The following is a 21,807-nucleotide window of genomic DNA, read 5'->3' as shown; positions in this document are numbered from 1 at the left end:
GCGACATGCAAGTTTTCCGTAGCAAGAACGCTGGTGCGTGCTATGGCGTGCAGCGTGCGCTTGACCTGGCCTTGAAGGCAAGCGAAGGCGATGGCAGCGCGTTCACGCTTGGGCCGCTTATCCACAACCCGCAGGTGGTTGCGGAACTTGATGCGCGCGGCGTGCGCGCCGTGGAGCGTCCGGACGAGGCTACGCACGGGGCCATTATCATTCGAAGCCACGGCGTGACGCCGGCAGTGCGTCGCAGCTGCGAGGCGCAGGGGCTGCCCGTCATCGACGCTACGTGCCCGCACGTGTCGCGCGCGCAGAAGGCGGCCGCCAAGCTTGCCGGCGAATGCGGCTTCGTGGTGGTGGTTGGCGAAGCGGGCCACCCCGAGGTGGAGGGCCTGGTGGCCTACGCGCAGGAGGCCGGCGGCAGCGTGTGCGTTGCGGAATGCGGCGCCGATTTGCCGAATGACCTGCCCGAACACGTGGGCGTGGTGGTGCAGACCACGCAAACGCGCGACGCGCTGGAAGACGTGCTGGCCGGCCTTAAGGAGCGCGGCGTTGAGGCTGAGGTGAAGGATACCGTGTGCACGGCCACGCGCCAGCGCCAGCAGGCGGCGGCCAAGCTTGCCGGTGAAGTGGACGCCATCGTGGTCATCGGCGGGCGCAATTCCGCGAACACCACGCACCTGGCCGAGATCTGCGCCGCCGAATGCCCGCGCACGCACCACGTGGAATCGGCAGCCGAACTGGACCCCGCCTGGTTCGCCGATTGCGAAACCGTGGGGGTGACCGCCGGCGCCTCCACCCCCGACAACCAGATCGACTCCGTGGTCCGCGCGTTAGAGGCGATGTAGGGGCGTGTCCGTTTGCGGGGCGTTTCGCAATACCTGTGTGTCGCGCTTCGTGTTCTTTTAGCTGGGCTGAGCGAGAGCTCAGCTCCAAATAGAAAGCGCGCAGCTCGCCACATCATTATTCTGCCGCTTGCAATCGGTTTCACATCGCGCGCGAAGCGCGTTGAGCTGTTCGACGATGCAAAGCCTGTTGCCAAAAACTTGCCGCGTTGCAATTTGTTGTACAACAAATTCCGCAAAAGCCGCGATACGCTAGCTGCAAGAAATGTGAACGCAGGCGTTTTCCCTGGTGGTGCGCCTGTATGACGGAAGCAGCGGGGTGCGTCTATGTGCAGGATTTTGGCAATCGAAGATGACGAAGCGAACATTGATCGCCTGCAGACGCTCATCGCGGGCCATCCTGCGTGGGCTACGTTGCAATTCGAGTGCTGTGGTGCGCAGGTTGCCGAAGAGCGCGTGTCGCGGGCGCCGCACGTTGACATTCTGGTGGTGCCCATCAATGCCGGGGGCGTGCACGAGGGCGGCATCGACTTGGTGAGGAAGCTTGATGCCGATCACGCGTTGCCCCTGGTCATCTACACCTGCACGCGCGAAGCGTACACGTCGGCGGTATATTCCACGCGTCATCAGTATCTGTTGCTCACGCCGTTTTCGCCTGTTGAGGTGCGCGCCGCGCTTGACAAGGTGCTTAGCATGATTGGTCGTGTTGCCGCGCCCGTGATGCTGCGCACCGGCGGATCCACCCACGTCATCAACCCGCATGAGGTGCAGTTCGTGCAAAGCCAGGGCCGCAAGGTGCTGGTATCGTACGTGGACGGCCGCGAGCTCTATGCGTATGCGGCGCTATCCGACCTGGAAAAACAGCTGCCCGGCAGCTTCGTCCGCTGCCACAAAAGCTATCTGGCGAACATGGAGCACGTTATCCGCGGCTGCCGCGAGGCGCTGACCATGACCACAGGCGCGCAGGTGCCGGTAAGCCAACGCCAATACCGAGCCGTCCGCGACGCCCTAGCCGCCGCCGGCAGACAAGAGTAGCAGCTTTCCACGTCTTCCTCATCATTTCGACTTGCTAGTAAGTGGTTGTGGCACAGTTTGCTGCAACCGCTTACTATTTATTGTGTCTTCAATTGTCAAAGGCTCTTTGACAACGTTCGGCCCTCGCATCCTTCTTGCGCAGAATCCGCGGAGGGGATGGGTGCGTTGGTTGGCTTGCGCTACTATGTTCGGCTGAGCAAATTTCGAATGGGACAAAGGGACAGTCCCTTTGTCCCATTTTTGGATGGAAAGGCGGTGGAAGCGTGGGCGTGTATCCTCCCGAGGACGTGGCGGTTGAGGCGGCGAAGAAGCGTCGCGGTCGTCGTGCGCCCGAGCCTCCGCGCGCCGTCATCGAGTACGTGTTGCCTGAAAGCCCCGCCGACGACGTCGGGTTCACGCCAGGCTGCATCATCACCAGCGTGGACGGCCAGCCCGTGCGCGACATGATTGACTGGCGCTGGCTTACCGCCGACGATTTCATCACGCTCGGCTACATCGACACCGACGGCGAAGCTGGCGAAGTGGAGCTTGAACGCTGCGAAGGTGAAGATTGGGGCTTCGAATTTTCCGGCGTGGTGTTCGACGGCGTGAAGCAGTGCCGCAACGCCTGCATCTTCTGCTTCATGCGCCAGCTGCCCGACGACATGCGCCCGTCGCTGACGCTGCGCGACGACGACTTCCGCCTGAGCTTTCTGTCCGGCACGTTCGTCACGTTCACGAACCTGTCGGCCGAAGACGAAGCGCGCATCATCGACCAGGCCATCAGCCCGCTGCGCGTGTCGCTGCACGCGTCGAACCCCGAGGTGCGCCGCCGCATCATCGGCCGCCACGCCCAGCACGGCATCGACGTCATGGACCGCCTGCTTGCCGCCGGCATCGAATTCCACGCGCAGATCGTGCTGATGCCCGACGAGAACGACGGCGACGTGCTGCGCGAAACGCTTGAGTGGGCCTACGCGCGCCCGGGCATCCTGGACATCTGCATCGTGCCCTTAGGGTTCACGAAGCACCAGACGTGCTTCACGAAAAGCTTCAACGACCCCGTGGCCGCGCGTGCTGCCATGGACACCATCGTGCCTGCTCAGCAGCGTGCTCTGGCCGAGCGTGGGCACCTGTGGGCGTTCGCGGCCGACGAGTTCTACTCAAACGCCTACGGCGACGAGCTGCTGGCGAACCTGCCGCCTAGCGAGCACTACGGCGACTTCGGCATGTTCGAGGACGGCGTGGGCATCATCCGCTCGTTCGTGGACGACTGGGATGCTGCGGCCGAGGCGGGGCAGGACGTCGAAGCGGCCGAGGCGCTGCGCGCGGCCGGCATGCGCGTGCGCTACATCTCCGGTTTCGCCACGAAGCACTTTTTCGGCCCGCTGTTCGCGCAAAGCCCCGCCGCCGACGTGCTGCAGCCGCTGTTCGTGAAGAACGAGTTCTTCGGCGGCAACGTCGACGTCACGGGCCTTCTGTGCAGCTGCGACATCGCGGCGGCCATTCGCGCCGATGCGGCCGCGCATCCGGGTTGGCGCTATGTGGTGCCGTCCGTCATTTTCAACGATAACGGCGTCACGCTTGACGACGCAACGTTAGAGGATATGGAGAAGGCCGCCGGGGCCCCGGTTACCGTGGTATCCTGTAACGCGACTGGGTTCTTTCCGGAACTCGTCGACCTGGCGCGCAGCTAGCGCGTCCGAAGTAGTTTTCACCAACCGAAAAGGATTCGATATGTCTCTGCCCATCGTGGCGGTTGTTGGACGGCCGAACGTCGGCAAGTCCACCTTCGTGAACCGCATTGCCCAGGCCGACGAGGCCATCGTGCACGAGATGCGCGGCGTGACGCGCGACCGTTCGTACCACATCGCCGACTGGAACGGCGTCGAGTTCAAGCTCATCGACACCGGCGGCATCGAGATGGGCGACGACGACGCGTTCCAGGGCTCCATCCGCACGCAGGCGTTCGCCGGCGTGAACGAGGCCGACGTCATCGTGTTCATCGTGGACGGCCGCACCGGCATCAACGTCGACGACGAGGAAGTGGCGCGCATTCTGCGCAAAACGTCCAAGCCCGTGTTTTTGTGCGTGAACAAGATGGACAACCCCGACACCATGGACCAGGTGTGGGAGTTCTACCAGCTGGGCCTGGGCGACCCGTGGGCCATCTCGTCGGTGCACGGCAACGGCACGGGCGACCTTTTGGACGCCATCGTGGAGGAGCTGAAGAAAGTCGAGGTCACCGCCGAGGACGACGCCGATCCGGGCATCAGCATCGCCATCATCGGCCGCCCGAACGCGGGCAAGTCGTCGCTGACGAACCGCCTGACGGCGGGCGAGCGCTCCATCGTGTCCGACGTGGCTGGCACCACGCGCGACGCCATCGACACCGTGGTGGAGCACGAAGGCCAGCGCTACACCATCGTGGACACGGCCGGCCTTCGTGTGAAAAGCAAGATCGACGAAGACGTGGAGTACTACGGCTTCGTGCGCGCCATGCGCGCCATCGACCGCGCCGACGTGGCGCTTCTGGTCATCGACGGCTCAATCGGCCTGACGGACCAGGACCAGCGCGTGGCCGGCTTCGCCGCCGACCGCCAGTGCGCCATGGTCATCGTGCTGAACAAGTGGGACCTGGTGGAAGGCCCCGAGGCCAAGGCCGAGGTGCGCCAGAAGATCGAGGACCGCATGACGTTCGTGGGCTACGCGCCCGTGGTTGCCACGTGCGCGCTGACCGGCAAGTCGGTGCACCGCATCTGGGACGCCGTCAACGTGGCCTACGACAACTTCTGCAAGACCATCCCCACGAACCAGCTGAACGTGTGGCTGGGCGAAATCCGCGAAAACGGTCACACCGTCAGCAAGGGCAAGGCCATCCTGCGCATGAAGTACGTCACGCAAACGGCCACGTGCCCGCCGCAGTTCACGTTCTTCGTGAACCGCCCCGACCTGGTCAACGACAACTACGAGCGCTTCCTGGAGAACCGCCTGCGCAAATCGTTCGACCTGACGGGCACGCCGGTGAAGCTGAAGTTCAAGAAAAAGGACTAGGGAAGATTCGTTGTGGAACTGCTGGGAGCATTAGGGGTTTTCGTTGCGTCGTTCCTGCTGGGGTCCATCCCGTGGGGCGTCATCATCTCGAGGGTGTTTTTCCACACCGACATTCGCGAGCACGGGTCGGGCAACATCGGCACCACCAATGCGCTGCGCACCATGGGCAAAGTGGGTGGCGGCGCGGTGTTCGTGCTGGATTTTGGCAAGGGCATCGTGTCGGGGCTTATCGCGGCGGCCGCTGCGGCGGCGTTCGGCGGCGGCATGTCGCTGTCGGGTCACGTCATCGGCTACGACGACTTCGTTACCGTGGCGTTTTTGGGCTGCACGTGGGGTCACATCTTCAGCCCGTGGCTGGGCTTTAAGGGCGGCAAGGGCATTGCCGTGGCCGTGGGCTGCCTGTTCGTGACGTTCGGCTGGCAGGGCGCGTGCCTTGAGCTGCTCATCTTTGCCGTGCTGGTCATTGCCACCCGGTACGTGTCTTTGGGCTCAGTTGCGGCGGCGGTAGCCTGCCCATTTTTCGCGGCGTACTATTTCCTGTTCGCCACGTTCGCGCCGCTGGCCTGGTTGTGCACCACGGTTGCCGCGCTGACGGTGGTGTGGGCGCACCGCGAGAACATCGACCGTTTGCGCCATGGGTGCGAGCGCCGCATCGGCGATAAGAAGAAGGCGTAAGGGGAAGTGGACGACGACATGAAGGTTGCAGTCATCGGCGCCGGCTCGTGGGGAACCGCGCTGGCGCAGACGCTGGCGCTGAACGGGCAAAACGTTGGCTTGTGGGCGCGCAAGGACTCGGTGGTGCACGGCATCAACCACGAGCACGTCAACCCGCGCTACCTGTCCGACACCGTGCTGTCCGGCAACATCGTGGCCACCACGTCGTATCGCGACGCGCTGCTGCGCGCGAAGGCAGCCGTCATCGTGACGCCGTCGAACCTGCTGCGCGGCGTGGCGCGCGCCATCGGGGACGTGGTGGACGACGATCTCCCCATCATCATCTGCTCGAAGGGCGTCGAGGCCGACAGCGGCTACCTGCCCGTGGGCGTGTTCGAGTCCGAGCTGGGCAACCGCGACCGCCTGGCCGTGCTGTCCGGGCCGAACCACGCCGAGGAGGTCATCAAGGGCAAGCCGGCCGGCACCGTTATCGCGTCGTCGGGCGAGGAGACGGCGGTGCTGTTCCGCGACCTGTTCGCCTCGCCGACGTTCCGCGCGTACACCAGCGACGACGTGACGGGCGTGGAGCTGTGTGCGGCGTTCAAGAACGTCATCGCCATCGCTGTGGGTGTGGCGTACGGGTTGGGCTATGGCGACAACACGGCGGCCATGCTCATGACGCGCGGCCTGGCTGAGATGAGCCGTTTGGTGGTGAAGTGCGGCGGGCAGGCCATCACGTGCATGGGTCTGGCCGGTGCGGGCGACCTGATTGCCACGTGCACGTCTGAGCACTCGCGCAACCGCTCGTTTGGCGTTGAGCTGGCGCGCGGCGGTACGCTTGACGAGTACCGCGAGCGCACGCACATGGTGGTGGAGGGCGCGCTGGCGTGCAAAACGCTGCAGACACTGTCCGAGGCCTACGGCGTTGAGTTGCCCATCACCGAGGTGGTGCGCGGCGTGGTGTGGGAAGGCGCCGACCCCAACGTAGCCGCCCGCGACCTGTTCGCCCGCCCCCTGACCACGGAGTTCTACGGCCTGTAGTTTTGACCTGGGGAAACGGTGGTCGTATCCCGCCATTTCCCCATTAACCATATGTCAAACGCCCTGTCCCCATGTCAGCTTCTGACAAGGGGACAGGGCGTTTGACAGGATTTTTGGCCTCTTGCGCGGCCTTGTTGTCGTCTCGTAACGCTTCAGCAACGGAAACTGGGACAAGGGGACTGTCCCTTTGTCCCAGTCGATGCGGAAACGGTGAAGATGGCGGTTGGGTGCGCACCGGTGCGGCGTCGTTGGGGTAAGGTACCTCTCCGCTATGAACAATCTCAGTATGACATATGCTTCTTTGCGCCGCCCGCTGGTGTGGGCTGGCGTTTCGGCGTGCGCTCAGGTTTGCCTGAACCAGCCGCTTTCTACGTGCCGTATCTGATTGCGGGCGCGGGCGCGATTGGCCGCCGCGCGCGACGACCGCTTATGGGCTGCGCTCGTAAGCGCCGGGTCGTCTCTTTCTGAAATTTTCAGTAACTAATCGAATATTTTGCAATGTGCTGTGCGCTGGCGCTGCGCCAGACCCGTCTGTCGATGGGCGGCGCGTGTGCCGACGGCGAACCGTTATCGATCGGTTGTTTCGCGCTAGCTCGATTTGCCGACTTGAATCGTTCGCGAAATGGCTGCCTGTTCAAGCGCTTGCGCATTGCCCTTGGTTGCTGCGCCATTGCTGCTGCGCAGCGCTAAGGTCTCACGATGGGAGTGCCTATGTCTTCAACTTCTTCAATCCCCGCTAGCGGGAAAATCACCGGCGTGCAGGTGCGCATTGTAGCCGTGGTGGTGCTCGGCGCGTTTTTGGCGCTGCTGAACCAAACCGTCATGTCGCCGGCGCTGCCGGTCATCATGGCCGACTTCGGCATCGATGCGTCTACCGCGCAGTGGATCATGTCCATCTATCCGCTGGTCAGCGGCATCATGGTGCCGGTTTCCGCCTATTTGATCGACAAGTTCTCTACGCGCAAGCTGTTCTTTGGCGCGCTGGTGGCGTTTGCCGCGGGCACGCTGCTGTGCGCTGTGGCGCCCGACTTCTTGTGGCTGATCGTGGGCCGCGTACTGCAAGCGGCCGGATCCGGCGTGCTGATGCCGCTGGTTGCCGTTGTGCCCATGCTGGTGTTTCCCGTGGAGAAGCGCGGCACGGCCATGGGCATGGCCGGCATCGTCATGAGCGCAGGCCCCGCCGTGGGCCCCGTTGCCGGCGGCGCGGTCATCGACGCATTCGGTTGGCGCGCCATGGTGGGCGCCATCGTGCCGCTTTCGTTGATTGTGCTGGTCATGGGAGTATTCATGCTGAAGAACGTCGGCGAGCTGAAGAACCCCAAGCTTGACTTCGCTTCCGTGGCGCTGTCCACCGTGGCGTTCGGCGGTCTGCTGTACGGCTTCTCTACCGCTTCATCGCTTGGCTGGACCAGCCCTGTGGTGCTGGGCTCGGTGGCTGCCGGCGTGGTGTGCCTCGTGCTGTTTGCGCGCCGTCAGGGCAAGCTTGAGCAACCGCTGCTTGATCTGGGTTGCCTGCGCACCCGCGAGTTCCGCGTGGCGGCTATCATCGTGACGCTTATCAACGCAGCGTGCCTGGTTACGAACACGTTGCTGCCGCTTCTGCTGCAGACCGCGCTGGGCGCTTCGGCGTTCGAGACGGGTATGGCCATGCTTCCCGCGGCGGCCGTGGGCATCATCATCAGCCCCATTTCTGGTGTGGTGTTCGACAAATTTGGCCCGCGCGTCATCTCCGTGGTGGGCTTGGCCCTGATGACGGGCGCGCTGTTCGCCCTGTCGCTGTCGTCTACCGCTACGCCCATTTTGGTGGTGGCTCTGTTCTGCATGCTGCAGGCGGCGGGTCAGGCGCTGGCGAACATGCCCGTGAACACATGGGGCGTCAACGCCCTGCGCAACGAGATGATTGCGCACGGCAACGCCATCGCGAACACGGGTCGTCAGGTTGCCGGCGGCTTGTGCACGGCGCTTATCGTCACGGTTATGACGTCGGTGACCGCTGGTGGCACTGCGGCCGGCGCAACGCTCCAGGCGGCAACCGCCACCGGTGCGGGCGTGGCCTACAAGGTGTGCGCCGCCATCGGCCTGGTGTCTCTCGTGTACTGCATCGTTGCCGTGCGCCCCGCGAAGCGCAAAGCTGTCTCTTCGCCGGCTGCTGCGAACAGCGCCGCAAAGGGCTCTTCGGCTGCTTCATCTGCGGCGACTTCGCCTTCTGGTTCCGATGGCGTTGCTTCGGCTTCTGCCTTGGAGCACGCTGCTTCGCCTGCCGATGCCGACACGTCGTCTGCCTTGGAGCACGCTGCTTCGCCCGTTGGAGCTGACACGCCGTCTGTCCCTTCGCCTTCCGCATCCGCAACTGCATCCGCTTCCGCTTCCGTAAAGGAGAACCGCTAATGTCCGAGATTGTTCCCGAGAGCATTCCGCTTGAAACCGCCGGCACGCCGGTGTCGGCGGTGATGATTGCCGATCCGTTCACGTGCCTGGCCAGCGCCACCATTGCTGACGTGGTTCGCATCATGACCGAGCGCGGCGTCAGCAGCCTGCCCGTGGTGGACGAGGACGGCTTCGTGGTGGGCTTCATCAGCGACGGCGACATCATGGGCGCGGTGGCCCAGCATCGCGCGCACACGCTGTTCACCGGCGGCGACGCGTCTATGCTGTACTTCGATGACATGAGCTTCGAAGAGCGCGTTGACCAGCTCAAAGAGCGTTGCGTCATGGATTTCGCCGTGCGCAAGGTGGTGTGCGCGAAGCCCGAGCAGTCTATCGCGCGCGTGGCGGCCATGCTGTCGAAGAAAAAGTTCAAGAAGCTGCCGGTGGTCAACGACGAAGGCGCGCTCGTGGGCGTGGTGCGTCGCACCGACATCGTGAAGCACATCTTCGCGAAGATGTTCGCGTAACGCGGTTGTTCTGTGGCTGCAAGTTAAACGCTGATGTGGAACGGCCTCGGAAGGATTGCATTTTGCGTCGGATTGGCGTTTTTGTGCAAAGAATTCGAAGAAGAGGGGCGATTGACGCGGCACAAGACCTCGAATTGCCGGAATTCGAGGTCTTGTGGATCTAATAAGTATCATATGGGTAACCGTCATCAGGTGAAACGATGACGAGATCTGGATCCGATAACCATGCAGGCCTGAGGCGGTGCCCCTCTATTTCGAAAAAGGCGCAGAAAATGGCCTGTCGGAGCAAAAGGGCGGCTGTCGACCATGCGAACTTGTTAGTGCGTTGCTGCTTCGTTTAGCGCTTTGTTCGCAGGGCGGTATCCACGACGTTGCCCGCTACAGCGAACAGGGCTGCAACCAAGGTGTATTTCGCCGTGGTCAGCCAGAATGGGATCGTTAAGTCAGCGAATACGAACTTGACCTGCAAGAACAGGTAGCTGGCGATATTCAGGTCAACGAACGCCCCTGCGCCAGCGGCCGCAAGCCATACCGTCGCCGCCCGCGCCCTTCGGCGGGGATGGTGATGCGTTTGGCCATTACAGCCCCAGCCCCGCTTGCCAGGTGTCAAGCTGGGTAAGCTGCGAGGACGCGGCATCGCCGTCAATCGTGACGCTGCGCGTGAACGTGGCGCCCGGCGCGATGGCGCGCAGGCTGCCCAGGCAGCTTTCGGTGCTGCTGCCGCCCGAAGTGCTGAACACGGCGACGTTTTTACCGGTGCATTCGTGGGCGTCCATGAACGTCTTGACGATTTGCGGTGCATCGTACCACCACACGGGAAAGCCCAGGTAGATGGTGCTGTAGCTATCCCAATCCTCAACGGTTTGCGCCAGCGCGGGGCGGGCGTTGGCGTTCTGCTCGGCCTGAGCGACGTCGACCACCTCGTTGTAGTTCGTGGTGTAGGGCTCGGCCGGTTCGATGCGGAAGAAGTCGGCGTCTACGATGTCGTTGAGGTGCTGCGCGGCGGTAAGGGTGTGGCCCGACCACGAGAACACTGTCGTTGGTGTGCTCTTGAAGTTGGTGTCGCGCTGCGCGCTCTTTTGGATGGGTTGAGCTTTCACTCAACGCTCAGCGCCATCGGCGCCTTTCGCGAGCCGCTTGTACGGCGGCGAGCATTTTCGCGGGGTCTTTCGTGCCGTTCGTTTCCAAGTTAGAGCTCATGTCAACGCCAAGGAACCGCTTGCCTGCAGCTGCGCCTGCTTGTTCGATGGCTTGCGCAAGGTTTTCGGGGCCTAAGCCGCCTGCCAGTAGAAATGGGCGAGGAAACCCGGTGAGCAATCGCCAGTCGAAGGTTTGCCCCGTTCCCGCGCCGCTGTCGAGCAGCACCAAGTCGGCGGCACTTGCGGCGGCTTTCAGCGTGTCGGTGCCGTTGCGGATGCGAAATGCCTGGATGATACGGGCATTTCGCGCGCTCGGGCGCGAAGTCTTGTGCGCGTCGTTCGTTTCGGTAGCCGATGGTGCTTCGCCGTCTGCGTTCTGCCCGATGGTTGGCGATTGCGGGATGGTGAGGCCTGCTGCTTGGCGAAGGCTTGCGATGTACGCGGCGTCTTCTTCGCCATGCAGTTGAGCTGCGGCGTTTGGGGCCTCCGCAAGGAACCGATTGACGGTTTCAACCGGCGCGTTCACGAACACGCCGACAGGGCGGATGCGCTTATCGAGCCGCTTCGCAAGCGCGATAGCTGCCTCAAGCGCCACGCTGCGGCGCTTGCCCGGCACCTCGATGACGAACCCGGCGAAGTCGGGCAGCGCTGCATTGACGGCTGCAACATCGGCTTCGGTTCGCAAGCCGCAAAGTTTTACCATCAGGTGCTCCATGGCGTGTTCGTCCTTTCCTTCGTTTCGCTGTTGTTTCCCGTTAGGGCTTAGGCCTGCGCGAGGACCTTCCCTTGGGCCACCCGCCGGGCGGCTATGTTTGGCGAACGCTTCGGCTGGCTACCTTGGCTGCCCGTCTCCTCGCAGCTCGGCGAGCTTGGCGCGCTTGTCGTCGGCGCGCATAAGCGCTTCGCCCACCAGCACGGCGTCAGCGCGCATGGTGCGCGCCGCCTCGACGTCGGCCGGCGTTGCGATGCCGCTTTCGGACACGAACAGCGTGTGCGGCGGCACCAAGTCGCGCAGCGCGCGGGCGGCGTTCATGTCCACATCGAACGTTTTCAAGTCGCGGTTGTTCACGCCGATCACGCGTGCCCCGCAGGCGACGGCGCGCTCAATCTCCTTGGCGGTATGAGCTTCCACCAGGGTAGACAGGCGAAGTTGGTCGCACAGCTGGCGGTAGGCGGTAAGCTGCGCATCGTCAAGGATGGCGCATATCAGCAGCACCGCCTGCGCGCCAAGCGCCTTCGCCTCGTAGACCATGTACTCGTCCACCACGAAGTCTTTGCGCAGAACCGGGATGCTTACCGCCTCGGCGATTTCGGTCAGGTACTCGTTGCGGCCTTGGAACCAGTACGGCTCGGTCGGGCATGAAATGGCCGCCGCACCTGCGGTTTCGTAATCACGTGCTATCTGCAGGTATGGGAAATCCGCCGCGATGAGGCCTTTCGAGGGGCTTGCCCGCTTCACCTCGGCGATGAACTGCACGCCGGGGCGCTCGATTGCGCCTTCGAACGGGAAGCTGCACGGCGCCGCGGCGTGGGCCGTCGCGAACGCCTCGCCGGACAGCGGCAGCCCGTCGGGGCCGGGCTTTTCGGCAGCGCATCGCTCGCAATCGCGCGTCAACGCTTCATCGGCTGCCTGCTGCATGCTCGCAAGCGACCGCACGCGCTTCTGCTCGGCAACGCGCTCCCGCGTGCGCTCAGCTATCTGATTAAGAATGTTCAACGTCGTCCTTTCTGCTTGGCTCATTGCAGCAACGTTGAACGACGTTGCTGCAAGCTATCTGTCCCAAACTCGAGCGAGTTCGGGACTTGCGCTCCTTTCGTGGGCGGCGCATTGCCATTTGTCGGCGATTTCAGCCAACCCTGCGTGAAAATTGCCGATGTATGTGATTTGCTTGGCTTTGCCAGGGCAAGCTCGAAATAATAGTTGCGTTTTCCCTGGTCAAAGCTTTGCTGTATTCGTGGATATCGTAAGGTAGTCGATTAAATCACATACATGAGCACTTTTTTGGTTTTCGGCGGCGCTATTGCGCGTTGCTGGCTTGGATGTAGGCGTTGAGCTTCACGGTTGCGGCGCCGGTGTCGATGAGCTCGCTGGCCCGGGCCACGCCGTCGCGTAGCGATGGCACCGCGTCGGCGATGTACAGGCCGGCTGCGGCGTTGAGTACGACGGTGTCGCGGCGGCATCCGCGCTCGGCTCCCGACAGGATATCGCGCGTGATCTGCGCGTTTTCTTCGGGCGAGCCGCCGCGCAGATCGTCGCGCGTGCAGCGGGCCATGCCGAACTGCTCGGGCGTCAGCTCGTAGGTGCGAAACGCCGGCGCGTGGAAGTCGCCGCCGCCGAACTCGCACACCTTCGTGGGGCCGGCGCACGAAAGCTCGTCGAGCACGCATTCGCCGTACACCACCATGCCGCGCTGCACGCCCAGGCTTACCAGCACGCGCGCCAGCGGCTCCACCAGCGCGCCGTCGTACACGCCCAGGATCATGTTCTTGGGGCTGGCCGGGTTGGTGAGCGGCCCCAAGATGTTGAACACGGTGCGGGTGCCCAGTTCCTTGCGGATAGGGCCGACGTACTTCATGGCCGCGTGGTACTTTTGCGCGAACAGGAAGCAAATCCCCACGTCATCAAGCAGTTTGCAGCACAGCTCGGGGCTCTGCTCTATGTTGACGCCCAGCGCCTCCAGGCAATCCGCGGCGCCCGAGCTTGACGATGCAGCGCGGTTTCCGTGCTTGGCCACCTTCACGCCGCCGGCCGCGATAATCAGCGAGGCGGTGGTGGAGATGTTGAAGCTGTGCGCCTTGTCACCGCCGGTGCCTACGATTTCGAGCGTGGGCTCGGGGTAATCCACCGGCGTGGCGAACGTGCGCATGGCGGTGGCGCAGCCGGCAATTTCGTCGATGGTCTCGGCTTTCGTTGGCTTCGTGGACAGCGCGGCCAAAAACGCGGCGGTCTGCACGGGCGTGGTGGCGCCCGACATAATCTCGCAGATGGTGTCGTAGGCTTCCTGATATGCAAGGTCTTGCTTGTCGACCAGTTTATGGATGGCTTCGGTGATCATGAGGGTTCCTTTCTAGACCAGCGCTAGGAAGTTCGCGATGATGGCGGCTCCATCGGGCGTCATGACGCTTTCGGGATGAAATTGCACGCCGAACGTGCGCGCGGCGGCGTCTTCGACGGCCATAACCTCGCCGTCGTCAGTGCCGCCTTCGCGAATGCGCAACAGCCCGTTCGTGCACGAAAGTTCCAGCGTGGGGTTGAATCCCAAAAACGAGTAGCGCCCCTGCGTGCCGTCGGCTTCCGCGTTTTCCAGCAGGACCACGTGGTTCGAAACCGAGCGCAGGCACCGCAGCGCCTCGGTTGGCGTGAAGCGGTCGGCAAGCAGCTCCATGCACACCGGCACGCGGCGGTAGCGGCCCTCGGCTGCATACGCGCGCACCTTATCGAGCGTGGGGAACATGTGCAGCACCTCCTTCGGTGTTCGGGCCGGATGGGGAAGGGCCGACTCTGCGCTGCGGCGATAGGCATGCGCTAGCGGTATGTTTCCGCTTCCGACCTGCTGCTTCTTGGCTTCTTGCCAAGCTCGCTCGCCGATCGGTGCGGTTCGTGCCCTGCTTCATCCGGCGGTACGCGGCTATTCGTTTGGCGCCTTCCGGGTGGCACGGGCGAGCGTATCGCCGCGCAAAACGATGACGCTCCAGGCGCGTCACCGTTTTACATTCGACAACAAAATAGCCCGCACCTTCGTGAGGTGCGGGCTATTTTGTTACGCCCAGCTCAGAAGCTATTCAGCAGCTTCTTCGGACTTGTTGGCGGCTTCGACGATCTTGTCGATGATGATGTCGAGCTTGCCTTCCACGTCGTAATCCTCGACCTTGCCCTCGTCGCACAGGCGCGCGAAGTTCGGGTCGATGGGCAGCGTGGTGTATGCGGGGATGTTGTAGCGCTCGGCCACTTCCTTGCCCTGCGGCTCGCCGAAGATGTGGTGCGCCTTGCCGCATTCGTCGCACTTGAAGTACGCCATGTTCTCCACAAGGCCCAGCACCTCAACGTCCATGTCGTGCGCTAGGTTCACGGCCTTGCCCACGATCATGGCCACCAGCTCCTGCGGAGCCGACACGGTGACGATGCCGTCGACGGGCAGCGACTGGAACACGGTCAGCAGCACGTCGGAGGTTCCCGGAGGCATGTCGACGAACAGGTAGTCGATGTCGCCCCAGTTCGTTTCGCTCCAGAACTGGCGGATGGCGTTAGACACCACCGGGCCGCGCCATGCCACCGGCAGGTCGCCCTTCGGAAGCATGAGGTTCGTGGACATGATCTTGATGCCCGTTTGCGTCTGACCGGGCAGGATGCCGTCGGCGTCGGCCGTCAGCGGGTTGGTGACGCCGAACGTCTTCGGGATGGACGGGCCGGTGATGTCGGCGTCCAGGATGCCGACCTTGTTGCCGCGCTTGTTCATTTCGCTGGCAAGCAGGCTGGTGACCAGGGATTTGCCCACGCCGCCCTTGCCGGATACCACGCCGATGACGTGCTTGACGTTGCTACGCTTGTTCGTTTCAAGCTTCGTCGGGCCGCCGGAAGTGCGCTCGCCGCACCCGGAAACGCCGCAGCTGCCGCACTCGTGCGAGCATTCTTCTGCCATTGGTTCCTTCTTTCTCATATAGCGCCGCGGAATGCCGGGCGCGTCACTCGTCCTTTGCGGCATGATAGCACAACGCGTGCTCGCGCGAGGAAAATAGCACCGCTTGCGTGGCATTTGCATGCAGCGGCCGACTGGTGCCGCCGTGCGTGCGGGTGCATGCTACTATACATAGGTTATAGCAACCAGAAGAGAATCGATGTGCCCGTGAACGCTGATCTTGAAACGACCTCCGACGCCGCCGCCTGCGCGGACGAGGAGCGCGTGTTCACGTACGATGAGCCCGACGAGGACTTCTGCGCGCACTTGATGGAGTGCTACGAGTGGAAGACCACCGGCCAGCGCGACGTCGATTGGGCGGACACGGTTGCGCGCTACCGGCTTTCGCACCCTATGGAATACGAGGCGCGCCCCACGCTTGCCGAGACAACGGGCCTGCTCACGGGTGCAATCGATGCAGGAATCAAGTTCAGCGTGGCCGTGCAGACGCTGTTTCCTGCGGGCACGTCCATCGAAGGCGACCGCGAGATTCGCGACTCGTTCGTGAAGGGCAAGGCGCGCCGCATCAAGCCGTCGCGCTATCTGGGCGGCCCGTCGGCGCTGGCTCTGTGGGCTGAAAAGCCCGTGACGGTGCGCATCACGGCCGACGCCGCGCGTTTCGCGCGCGGCGCCGAGCTGCCCACGTCGCTTTCGCTCGATACGGTCATCGGCGTGATCACGGGGCATTGCGTGTGCGTTGACCTGCGGCAAGCCGACATCCCTTCGCCTTCCGAAGAGCTTCCCGTTGTCGGCGCCGTGCTGCATCTGACCACCATGTCGAAATACCTGGTGGTGCTGTACAACATCCTTATGGAAAAAGGCGACCGCTTCGACATGGTCAGCGTGCCGCTGTATTACGCGGTGGGTTCCATTGAAGCGGGGCAGCGCAAGCGGCGCGAGGTGCTGGCGGCCACGCCGCTAAACGACCCGCCCGAGCCCGGCGCGTATGGCTGGATCAACGAGCGCGCATGGCTGGAAACGGCGCCGGTGCTCGACAAGCTGCTGGCGTTGTTTTTGACCGACGGCCTGGACGTTCGGGAAATCGAAGGCGCACGGCGCACCACGTTCGTGGCGTTCGAGGAAGGCGAGCTTGAGCGCCGCGACGAGCAGGAGCGCGCCCGCAAGGCCGCCGAAGAGCGCCAGCGCGCCGCCGAGGAGCAAGCCGCCCGCGAGGCCGAGGCTCGCCGCGCGGCTGAGCAGGCCGAACGCGAACGCAAGCAGGCCGAACGCGAGGCTGAGCGCTCGCGTCAAGAGGCCGAGCAGCGCGAACGCGACATCAAGAACATCGATGCCATCAAAGAAGCCGCCATCCAGGCCGAAGCGCGCTGTCGCGCTATGAAAACGCGCATGGAAGCCATGGTTCAGGAGCAAAAAGACCTGACGGCGGCCTACAACGCGCAGGGTGCGCAGCTGGCAAAAGAGCAGAACATGATCGGCACCATGGTGTCGAAAACGGCCACGCTGCAGCACAACCTGCGGCTTGCCGAGGAAACGGCCCGCCGCGCGCAAGAGCAGGCCGCCGCCGTGCAGGCGCGCGCCGATCTGTTCAACACGCTGGAGTTTCCGCAAACGCCGCTGGGCGCCTTGCTGCTGGCCAAACGCGCGTTTCCCGATCGGCTGTACGTGCACCCGAATGCCGAGAAAGCGGCGCGCGAGTTCGCAATGGGCGACATGCGCGAAACATGGGCGGCCCTGCGCGACATGGCTGTTGTGCTGTACCCGCTGGTGTTCGGCGACGAATCGGTGGACATCCCGGCGCGTTTCGAGGAGCGTTCGACGCTGCGCTTGGCGCTGTCGGAAGGTCCCATGACCGCGAAGGACCCCGCCCTCATGCGCCTGCGCAAGCTTGATTACGACGGGCGCGTGGTGGACATGTCCGCCCACGTCAAAGGCCGCTCGATCGAGGGCCAATCACCCCTGCGCGTGCACTTCTATCCCGACCACGACAAGAAGCTGCTGGTCATCGGCCACTGCGGCAAGCACCTGCCCACATACGCCTACAGCGGGAAATAGCGCCAACATTTGAGTGCCCCACTGGCTGAAGCTGGTGGGGCACCGCAACCCGGCAAGTGCTTTGCGTTTCGTTTGGAACCTTTCAAGCCTATAAAAAGGCCGCTTTCGGAAATTCCGCCTACTTTGCCACCTGCTGCACGTGGGTGCCATCGAGGTCGAAGTCGGTGAACGCCGCGCTGACGTAGGCGGGCTGCTCGTAGGTGTTGTAATAGTAGCGGCCCTCGCGCGCCGAGAAGGCGCTGGTGAAAATGGTCAGCTCGTTGGCGCCGTCGTTCATCTCGGCGCATCCTTCCACCATGGCCACGCCGCCAAGCGTGCGGAACACGCGTGCCACGTTGGCCTGCTCGCCGGTTTTCGGCGCATGGTGAGCATTGAGGTACGCAGCACGCACGAAACGCGACGGCGAGTACACGTCGCCGGGCAGCCCGCGCATGCCCGCACCGGCGCCGTACGGTGTGAGCTTGGCGTTCCCCCAGTTCGCGGAAGCGGGTGCTTCGGGCGTGACGTTCAGATAGCTGCGCAGGTTCTCCAGATGCCACGCCAACCCGGGCTGGTTTGCCAGCACATCGGCCGGGTCGCGCATGACCTGCAGGTCCTCGGCGGTAGACTCCACCACAATGCAGCCCGTGGCGTCGGCGATAATCCAGTGCAGCAGAGAAACGGGGAAGCTGCCGAACCCCTTGTTCACCAGCGTAACGTCGGCCAGCGCGCGCTCCACATCGTCAACGCTTGCGAAGTTCGAGCACACCCACAGCGGGAACTCGTACGGCGCCACGGCGGTGGTGCCCGGGCGCGCCGTTTCGGGGAAATGCGCGTAGCCGGGGAAGTTTAGACCGGCGATGGCCAGGCCGTCCTCGTTGGCGCAGTCGAAGTACAACGGGAAGTCGTCGGAGGTAATGGCCATACCCATAATAGCGCGGTGTCCGGTGTTGGCGGGGTGGTTGCGCGGCGTGAACGTGATGGTTTCGCCGTAGCCGTACGCCCAGTCAAGGTTGCGGCCGAAATACAGGTTGCCGTCAGGGTCGGTGAATCGAATGGCTGTGCACATGGGTGCTTCCTTTCTGCTTGAAGGCGAAGGGGAGGGTTGAAATTGTTGTGCTTGCGCTCTTAGGCGCCGCGCTTGCTTTTGGCCCCAGCGCGTTCGCTCTTGCTTGTTGGATTGCATGGTACGGCACCGAGAATGCGCAGCGTGCGTGTTGCTCGAAATCGTTACGGTGTCGTTGCGCTGTGGTTTACGGGAAGTAACGTGTTTGGCTGCATGGGAGCGCCATTGTCGCAGAGCAAGGAATAGGGTTGTCGGTATAAATCGGTCACCGACAACCCTATTCTTGTTGTGTAGATGCAAACAGCGCTTTGAGGAGCTTGACGATACGAGCGACGGGCTTATTTCCCGTTGCGCATTTTCTTTACACCGCCGGCTGCGATAGCGGCGCCGGCCCCGATGGCCAGCACGCCGGGCCCGGGCAGAATAAGCATGGGCACGCCAACGGCCATGACCGCCACACCCGCAACGGTTTGCACCGCGCCGCTTATACGACCGCCGCCTTTTTCGCTAACGGGGTTGCCGAAGCCGTCGACGAACGTGGTGTGCAACGGCTCGTTATCAACGGCCTGCTTCTGCTTGCCGAATGTTGGCGGCGTGAAGGCTTCCGCGGCGGTGTGCGCGGTCGCCCCTGCGGTTTGCGCTGCTCCGCGCGCCGCGTCGATGGGGGTGACGTCGATGATGGGGTGCCGGGGAAACGCCATGTGCTGCCTTCTTCCGTTGCCGTGCTTCGCGGTGACGCGGGGCTGTACCCCGCGCGAGAGTTTGTTGTGCGGGACGGGCATAGCAGCCTCGTTCCGCTTTCGGTACCATACCGCGCCGCGTGCCCGGCCTGTCAGCTGCGTGGCGAACCGTCACCAACGCGTAACGCGTTGCCCATATCGTCTTGATGGGCTTTGCGGCTGCCGGCGGCCTGGCAGACGCTGATGCATTGGCGCCTGCACCGCGTGCTTCGCGCGTGATATCGCGAGCGCGCAACTCTTCTTTACCTGCTCATGTGCGGTGTATGCGAAAGTGCAACACGCTTTGAACAGCCACCTGCCCGCTGTGGCATTCCCCGTCTTCTTGATGCGGGCTCGGCGACACGCCCCGGGGCGTGTCCATACAGTAACGTTTTCCCTGTTCGGCGACCAAATTGCGCTACACTGTAGCCAACGCATTCTCGCGTCGATGGGGCGGTGCTTCCGCTTGGTCTAGCTTCGGGGCTCTTCTGAAGCAATCGGCGCGCTGCAACACTGCGGTTCGTTTGCGCTCGCGCCTTTTGGGGATTTGGCGCGGTCGCCTTATTAGGGGAAGGTGATCTTATGGCAGCTCCTGCTACCGAACATGTTCGCAATATCGTGCTGGTGGGCCAAGATGGCGCCGGTAAAACGTCGCTGGCCGAAGCCATGCTGCACGTTTCGGGCCGCACGCCGCGCATGGGTACCACGCACGACGGCAAATCGTATCTGGATTACGATGAAGAGGAGATTCGCCGCAAGTTCACTATCGGCACGTCCATTGCGCCTATCCCGTACCACGACTACAAAATCAACCTGCTTGACACGTCGGGCCACCCCGATTTCATCGGCGACACGCTTGCTACCATGCAGGCTGCCGAAATGGCGCTGTTCGTGGTTGACGCCGTGGCAGGTCCACAAGTCATGACCACGAAACTGTGGCGCGAGGCTGAGGGCATGCGCCTGTCGCGCGCCGTGTTCATCAACCACATCGACCGCGAGCACGCCAACTTCGACACCATCATGGCGCAGCTGCACGCGCGTTTCGGCAGCCGCTTGGGGCCGGTCACCATTCCCATCGGCGTGGCGGAGAACTTCAAGGGCGTTATCGACGTGCTGCGCATGAAGGCGCGCTATTTCGACCAGGACGGCACCACCGACGACCGCATCGAGGACATTCCGCCCGAGTACGAGGAAGAAGCGCAGATCGCCCGCGACAAGCTGTGCGACCTGGTGGCCGAGGCCGACGACGAGCTGATGATGAAGTACTTGGACGGCTCAGAGCAGCTGACGCAGGAAGAGCTTGAGCGGCTGCTTGACCAGGCCATCGCGCAGGAGCTGTTCATTCCGGTGTACGTCGGCTCCACTATCATCGAACAGGGCATTCGCTGCGTGATGAAGGACATCTGCACGTATTTCCCGCACCCGCGCCATCACGGGGCGTTCCGCCTGGCAGACGGCAACGAGACGTTCGTGGACGCAAACGGCGAGCCGGCCGCTTTCGTGTTCAAAACCGTTGCCGACCCGTTTGTGGGACGCTTGAGCTACCTGAAAATCTTCAGCGGTACGCTTACGCCGGGCATGGAGCTTATCAACTCGCGCACGGGCAAGAAAGAGCGCCTGGGGCACCTGTACGTCATGATGGGCAAAGAGGCCACGGACGTGAAATCGGCGAAGGCCGGCGATATCATCGTGGTGCCGAAGCTTGCCGACACGCGCGCGTCCGACACGCTGTCGCTGCTTGGCAGCACCGCCATCGACCCGCTGCCGCTTCCCGTGCCGCAGTATCCCGTTGCCATCGAGGCTGCGAACAAGAAGGAAGAGGACAAGGTGGGCGCGTTTTTGGCGCGCGCCGCCGAGAACGACCCCACGCTGCGCATCAGCCGCAACGAGGAAACGCACCAGACTATCGTCACTGCCATGGGCGAGGCGGCGGTGGAAACGCTGCTGGCGCGCATGAAGGAACAGGCCAAGGTTGAGGCGCGGCTTGTGCCGGTGCGCATCCCGTACCGCGAGACCATCCGCAAAACCGCCGAAGCGCAGGGGCGTCACAAGAAGCAGACGGGCGGCGCCGGGCAGTTCGGTGATTGCTGGCTGCGCATCAGCCCGAACCCGGGCGCGGGTTACGAATTCGTGGACGAGATCAAAGGCGGCGCCATCCCCGGCGGCCTTATTCCCGCCGTTGACAAGGGCGTGCAGGAGGCTATGGCCGAAGGGTTCTTGGCGGGATACCCCATGGTGGACATCAAGTGCGCCGTGTTCGACGGCTCGTATCATTCGGTCGATTCGAACGAGATGGCGTTCAAAACGGCTGCGCGCATCGGCTTCCGTGCGGCATGCGAGAAGGCCGAGCCCATTCTGCTTGAGCCCATGGCGAACATGGACATCGTGGTAACCGAGGAATACGCCGGCACCGTTATGGGCGACATCTCTACGCGTCGCGGCCGTATCGTGGGCACCGATTCCACCGATGAAGGCGAGACGGTCATCATGGTGCGCGTGCCGTATGCCGAGGTGGTCAGCTACACGAAGGATTTGCGCGCCATGACGCGCGGCTCGGGCTCGTACTTCATCCAGCTGGAAGGCTACGACCCCGCGCCTGCCGATGTCACGAAGAAGCTCGTCGCAGAATACCAGGCAGCTCGCGGTTAGCGTTTCGCGGTAGTTCGTGCTGATGGTTAATGATAAAGCGGGCCCGATTTCAATCGAATCGGGCCCGCTT

18 protein-coding genes are annotated in these 21,807 nt (G+C 63.2%); 10 read left to right on the top strand and 8 right to left on the bottom strand.

All coding sequences use genetic code 11. The features are described from left to right. The first annotated feature begins 5 nt into the window (after positions 1-5). The 8 genes from ispH to ET524_RS08305 all read left to right on the top strand — a co-directional run bounded on the left by ispH (position 6) and on the right by ET524_RS08305 (position 9,496). Positions 6-842, top strand: coding sequence for a 4-hydroxy-3-methylbut-2-enyl diphosphate reductase (ispH, locus tag ET524_RS08340; RefSeq protein WP_129424901.1), 837 nt, complete (start codon positions 6-8; stop codon positions 840-842). A 324-nt stretch (positions 843-1,166) separates the two neighbouring features. Continuing rightward, positions 1,167-1,874 carry a LytR/AlgR family response regulator transcription factor gene (locus ET524_RS08335; RefSeq protein WP_129424899.1) on the top strand — a complete coding sequence of 236 codons (708 nt, stop codon included), beginning with the start codon at positions 1,167-1,169 and terminating at the stop codon, positions 1,872-1,874. Positions 1,875-2,137: 263 nt separating this feature from the next. Beyond that, the gene (locus ET524_RS08330) at positions 2,138-3,550 is read left to right on the top strand and encodes a DUF512 domain-containing protein (RefSeq protein WP_129424897.1); all 1,413 of its coding nucleotides are present in this window, start codon (positions 2,138-2,140) and stop codon (positions 3,548-3,550) included. Between the two features lie 40 nt (positions 3,551-3,590). Continuing rightward, positions 3,591-4,907 carry a ribosome biogenesis GTPase Der gene (der, locus tag ET524_RS08325; protein ID WP_129424895.1) on the top strand — a complete coding sequence of 439 codons (1,317 nt, stop codon included), beginning with the start codon at positions 3,591-3,593 and terminating at the stop codon, positions 4,905-4,907. A 12-nt stretch (positions 4,908-4,919) separates the two neighbouring features. Beyond that, positions 4,920-5,582: a glycerol-3-phosphate acyltransferase gene (locus tag ET524_RS08320; RefSeq protein WP_129424893.1), complete on the top strand. Its 663-nt coding sequence runs from the start codon at positions 4,920-4,922 to the stop codon at positions 5,580-5,582. 6 nt (positions 5,583-5,588) lie between these two features. Next, positions 5,589-6,602, top strand: a complete 1,014-nt coding sequence (locus ET524_RS08315; RefSeq protein ID WP_201738738.1) for an NAD(P)H-dependent glycerol-3-phosphate dehydrogenase — start codon at positions 5,589-5,591, stop codon at positions 6,600-6,602. Positions 6,603-7,313: 711 nt separating this feature from the next. Further along, positions 7,314-8,990 carry a DHA2 family efflux MFS transporter permease subunit gene (locus tag ET524_RS08310; RefSeq protein ID WP_236648291.1) on the top strand — a complete coding sequence of 559 codons (1,677 nt, stop codon included), beginning with the start codon at positions 7,314-7,316 and terminating at the stop codon, positions 8,988-8,990. Next, positions 8,990-9,496 (top strand): CBS domain-containing protein, encoded by a 507-nt coding sequence (locus tag ET524_RS08305; RefSeq protein WP_129424891.1) that lies wholly within the window; start codon positions 8,990-8,992, stop codon positions 9,494-9,496. Before ET524_RS08310 ends, ET524_RS08305 begins: the two co-directional genes overlap by 1 nt. A 578-nt stretch (positions 9,497-10,074) precedes the next feature. Here the strand turns inward: ET524_RS08305 and ET524_RS08300 are convergent. From ET524_RS08300 to ET524_RS08275, 6 genes are all read right to left on the bottom strand, one after another. Next, entirely contained in the window at positions 10,075-10,596 is a 522-nt protein-coding gene (locus ET524_RS08300; RefSeq protein WP_129424889.1) for a flavodoxin, read from the bottom strand. Between the two features lie 7 nt (positions 10,597-10,603). Continuing rightward, a complete protein-coding gene (locus tag ET524_RS08295; protein WP_129424887.1) occupies positions 10,604-11,350 on the bottom strand; it encodes a phosphoribosylanthranilate isomerase in 747 nt (248 codons plus the stop codon). Between the two features lie 117 nt (positions 11,351-11,467). Next, positions 11,468-12,352: an indole-3-glycerol phosphate synthase TrpC gene (trpC, locus tag ET524_RS08290; protein WP_201738737.1), complete on the bottom strand. Its 885-nt coding sequence runs from the start codon at positions 12,350-12,352 to the stop codon at positions 11,468-11,470. A 301-nt stretch (positions 12,353-12,653) separates the two neighbouring features. Then, a complete protein-coding gene (gene trpD, locus ET524_RS08285) occupies positions 12,654-13,691 on the bottom strand; it encodes an anthranilate phosphoribosyltransferase (RefSeq protein ID WP_129424883.1) in 1,038 nt (345 codons plus the stop codon). A 12-nt stretch (positions 13,692-13,703) separates the two neighbouring features. Then, a complete protein-coding gene (locus tag ET524_RS08280) occupies positions 13,704-14,090 on the bottom strand; it encodes a glutamine amidotransferase-related protein (RefSeq protein WP_129424881.1) in 387 nt (128 codons plus the stop codon). A gap of 324 nt (positions 14,091-14,414) precedes the next feature. Next, positions 14,415-15,275, bottom strand: coding sequence for an Mrp/NBP35 family ATP-binding protein (locus ET524_RS08275; RefSeq protein WP_129424879.1), 861 nt, complete (start codon positions 15,273-15,275; stop codon positions 14,415-14,417). A gap of 198 nt (positions 15,276-15,473) precedes the next feature. Between ET524_RS08275 and ET524_RS08270 the strand changes: the two genes are divergently transcribed. After that, a complete protein-coding gene (locus tag ET524_RS08270) occupies positions 15,474-17,324 on the top strand; it encodes an OmpH family outer membrane protein (protein ID WP_129424877.1) in 1,851 nt (616 codons plus the stop codon). 118 nt (positions 17,325-17,442) lie between these two features. Here the strand turns inward: ET524_RS08270 and bsh are convergent, their stop codons facing one another. After that, positions 17,443-18,372, bottom strand: a complete 930-nt coding sequence (gene bsh / locus ET524_RS08265) for a choloylglycine hydrolase (RefSeq protein ID WP_129424875.1) — start codon at positions 18,370-18,372, stop codon at positions 17,443-17,445. A gap of 335 nt (positions 18,373-18,707) precedes the next feature. Next, the gene (locus tag ET524_RS08260; RefSeq protein WP_129424873.1) at positions 18,708-19,070 is read right to left on the bottom strand and encodes a hypothetical protein; all 363 of its coding nucleotides are present in this window, start codon (positions 19,068-19,070) and stop codon (positions 18,708-18,710) included. 600 nt (positions 19,071-19,670) lie between these two features. Between ET524_RS08260 and fusA the strand changes: the two genes are divergently transcribed. After that, a complete protein-coding gene (gene fusA / locus ET524_RS08255) occupies positions 19,671-21,737 on the top strand; it encodes an elongation factor G (RefSeq protein WP_129424871.1) in 2,067 nt (688 codons plus the stop codon). Positions 21,738-21,807: the final 70 nt, after the last annotated feature.

Source organism: Senegalimassilia faecalis (genome assembly GCF_004135645.1).
Classification (GTDB): Bacteria; Actinomycetota; Coriobacteriia; order Coriobacteriales; family Eggerthellaceae; genus Senegalimassilia; species Senegalimassilia faecalis.
Note: the sequence above shows the minus strand (reverse complement) of the source record. Positions and strands in the feature narration are given on the sequence as shown.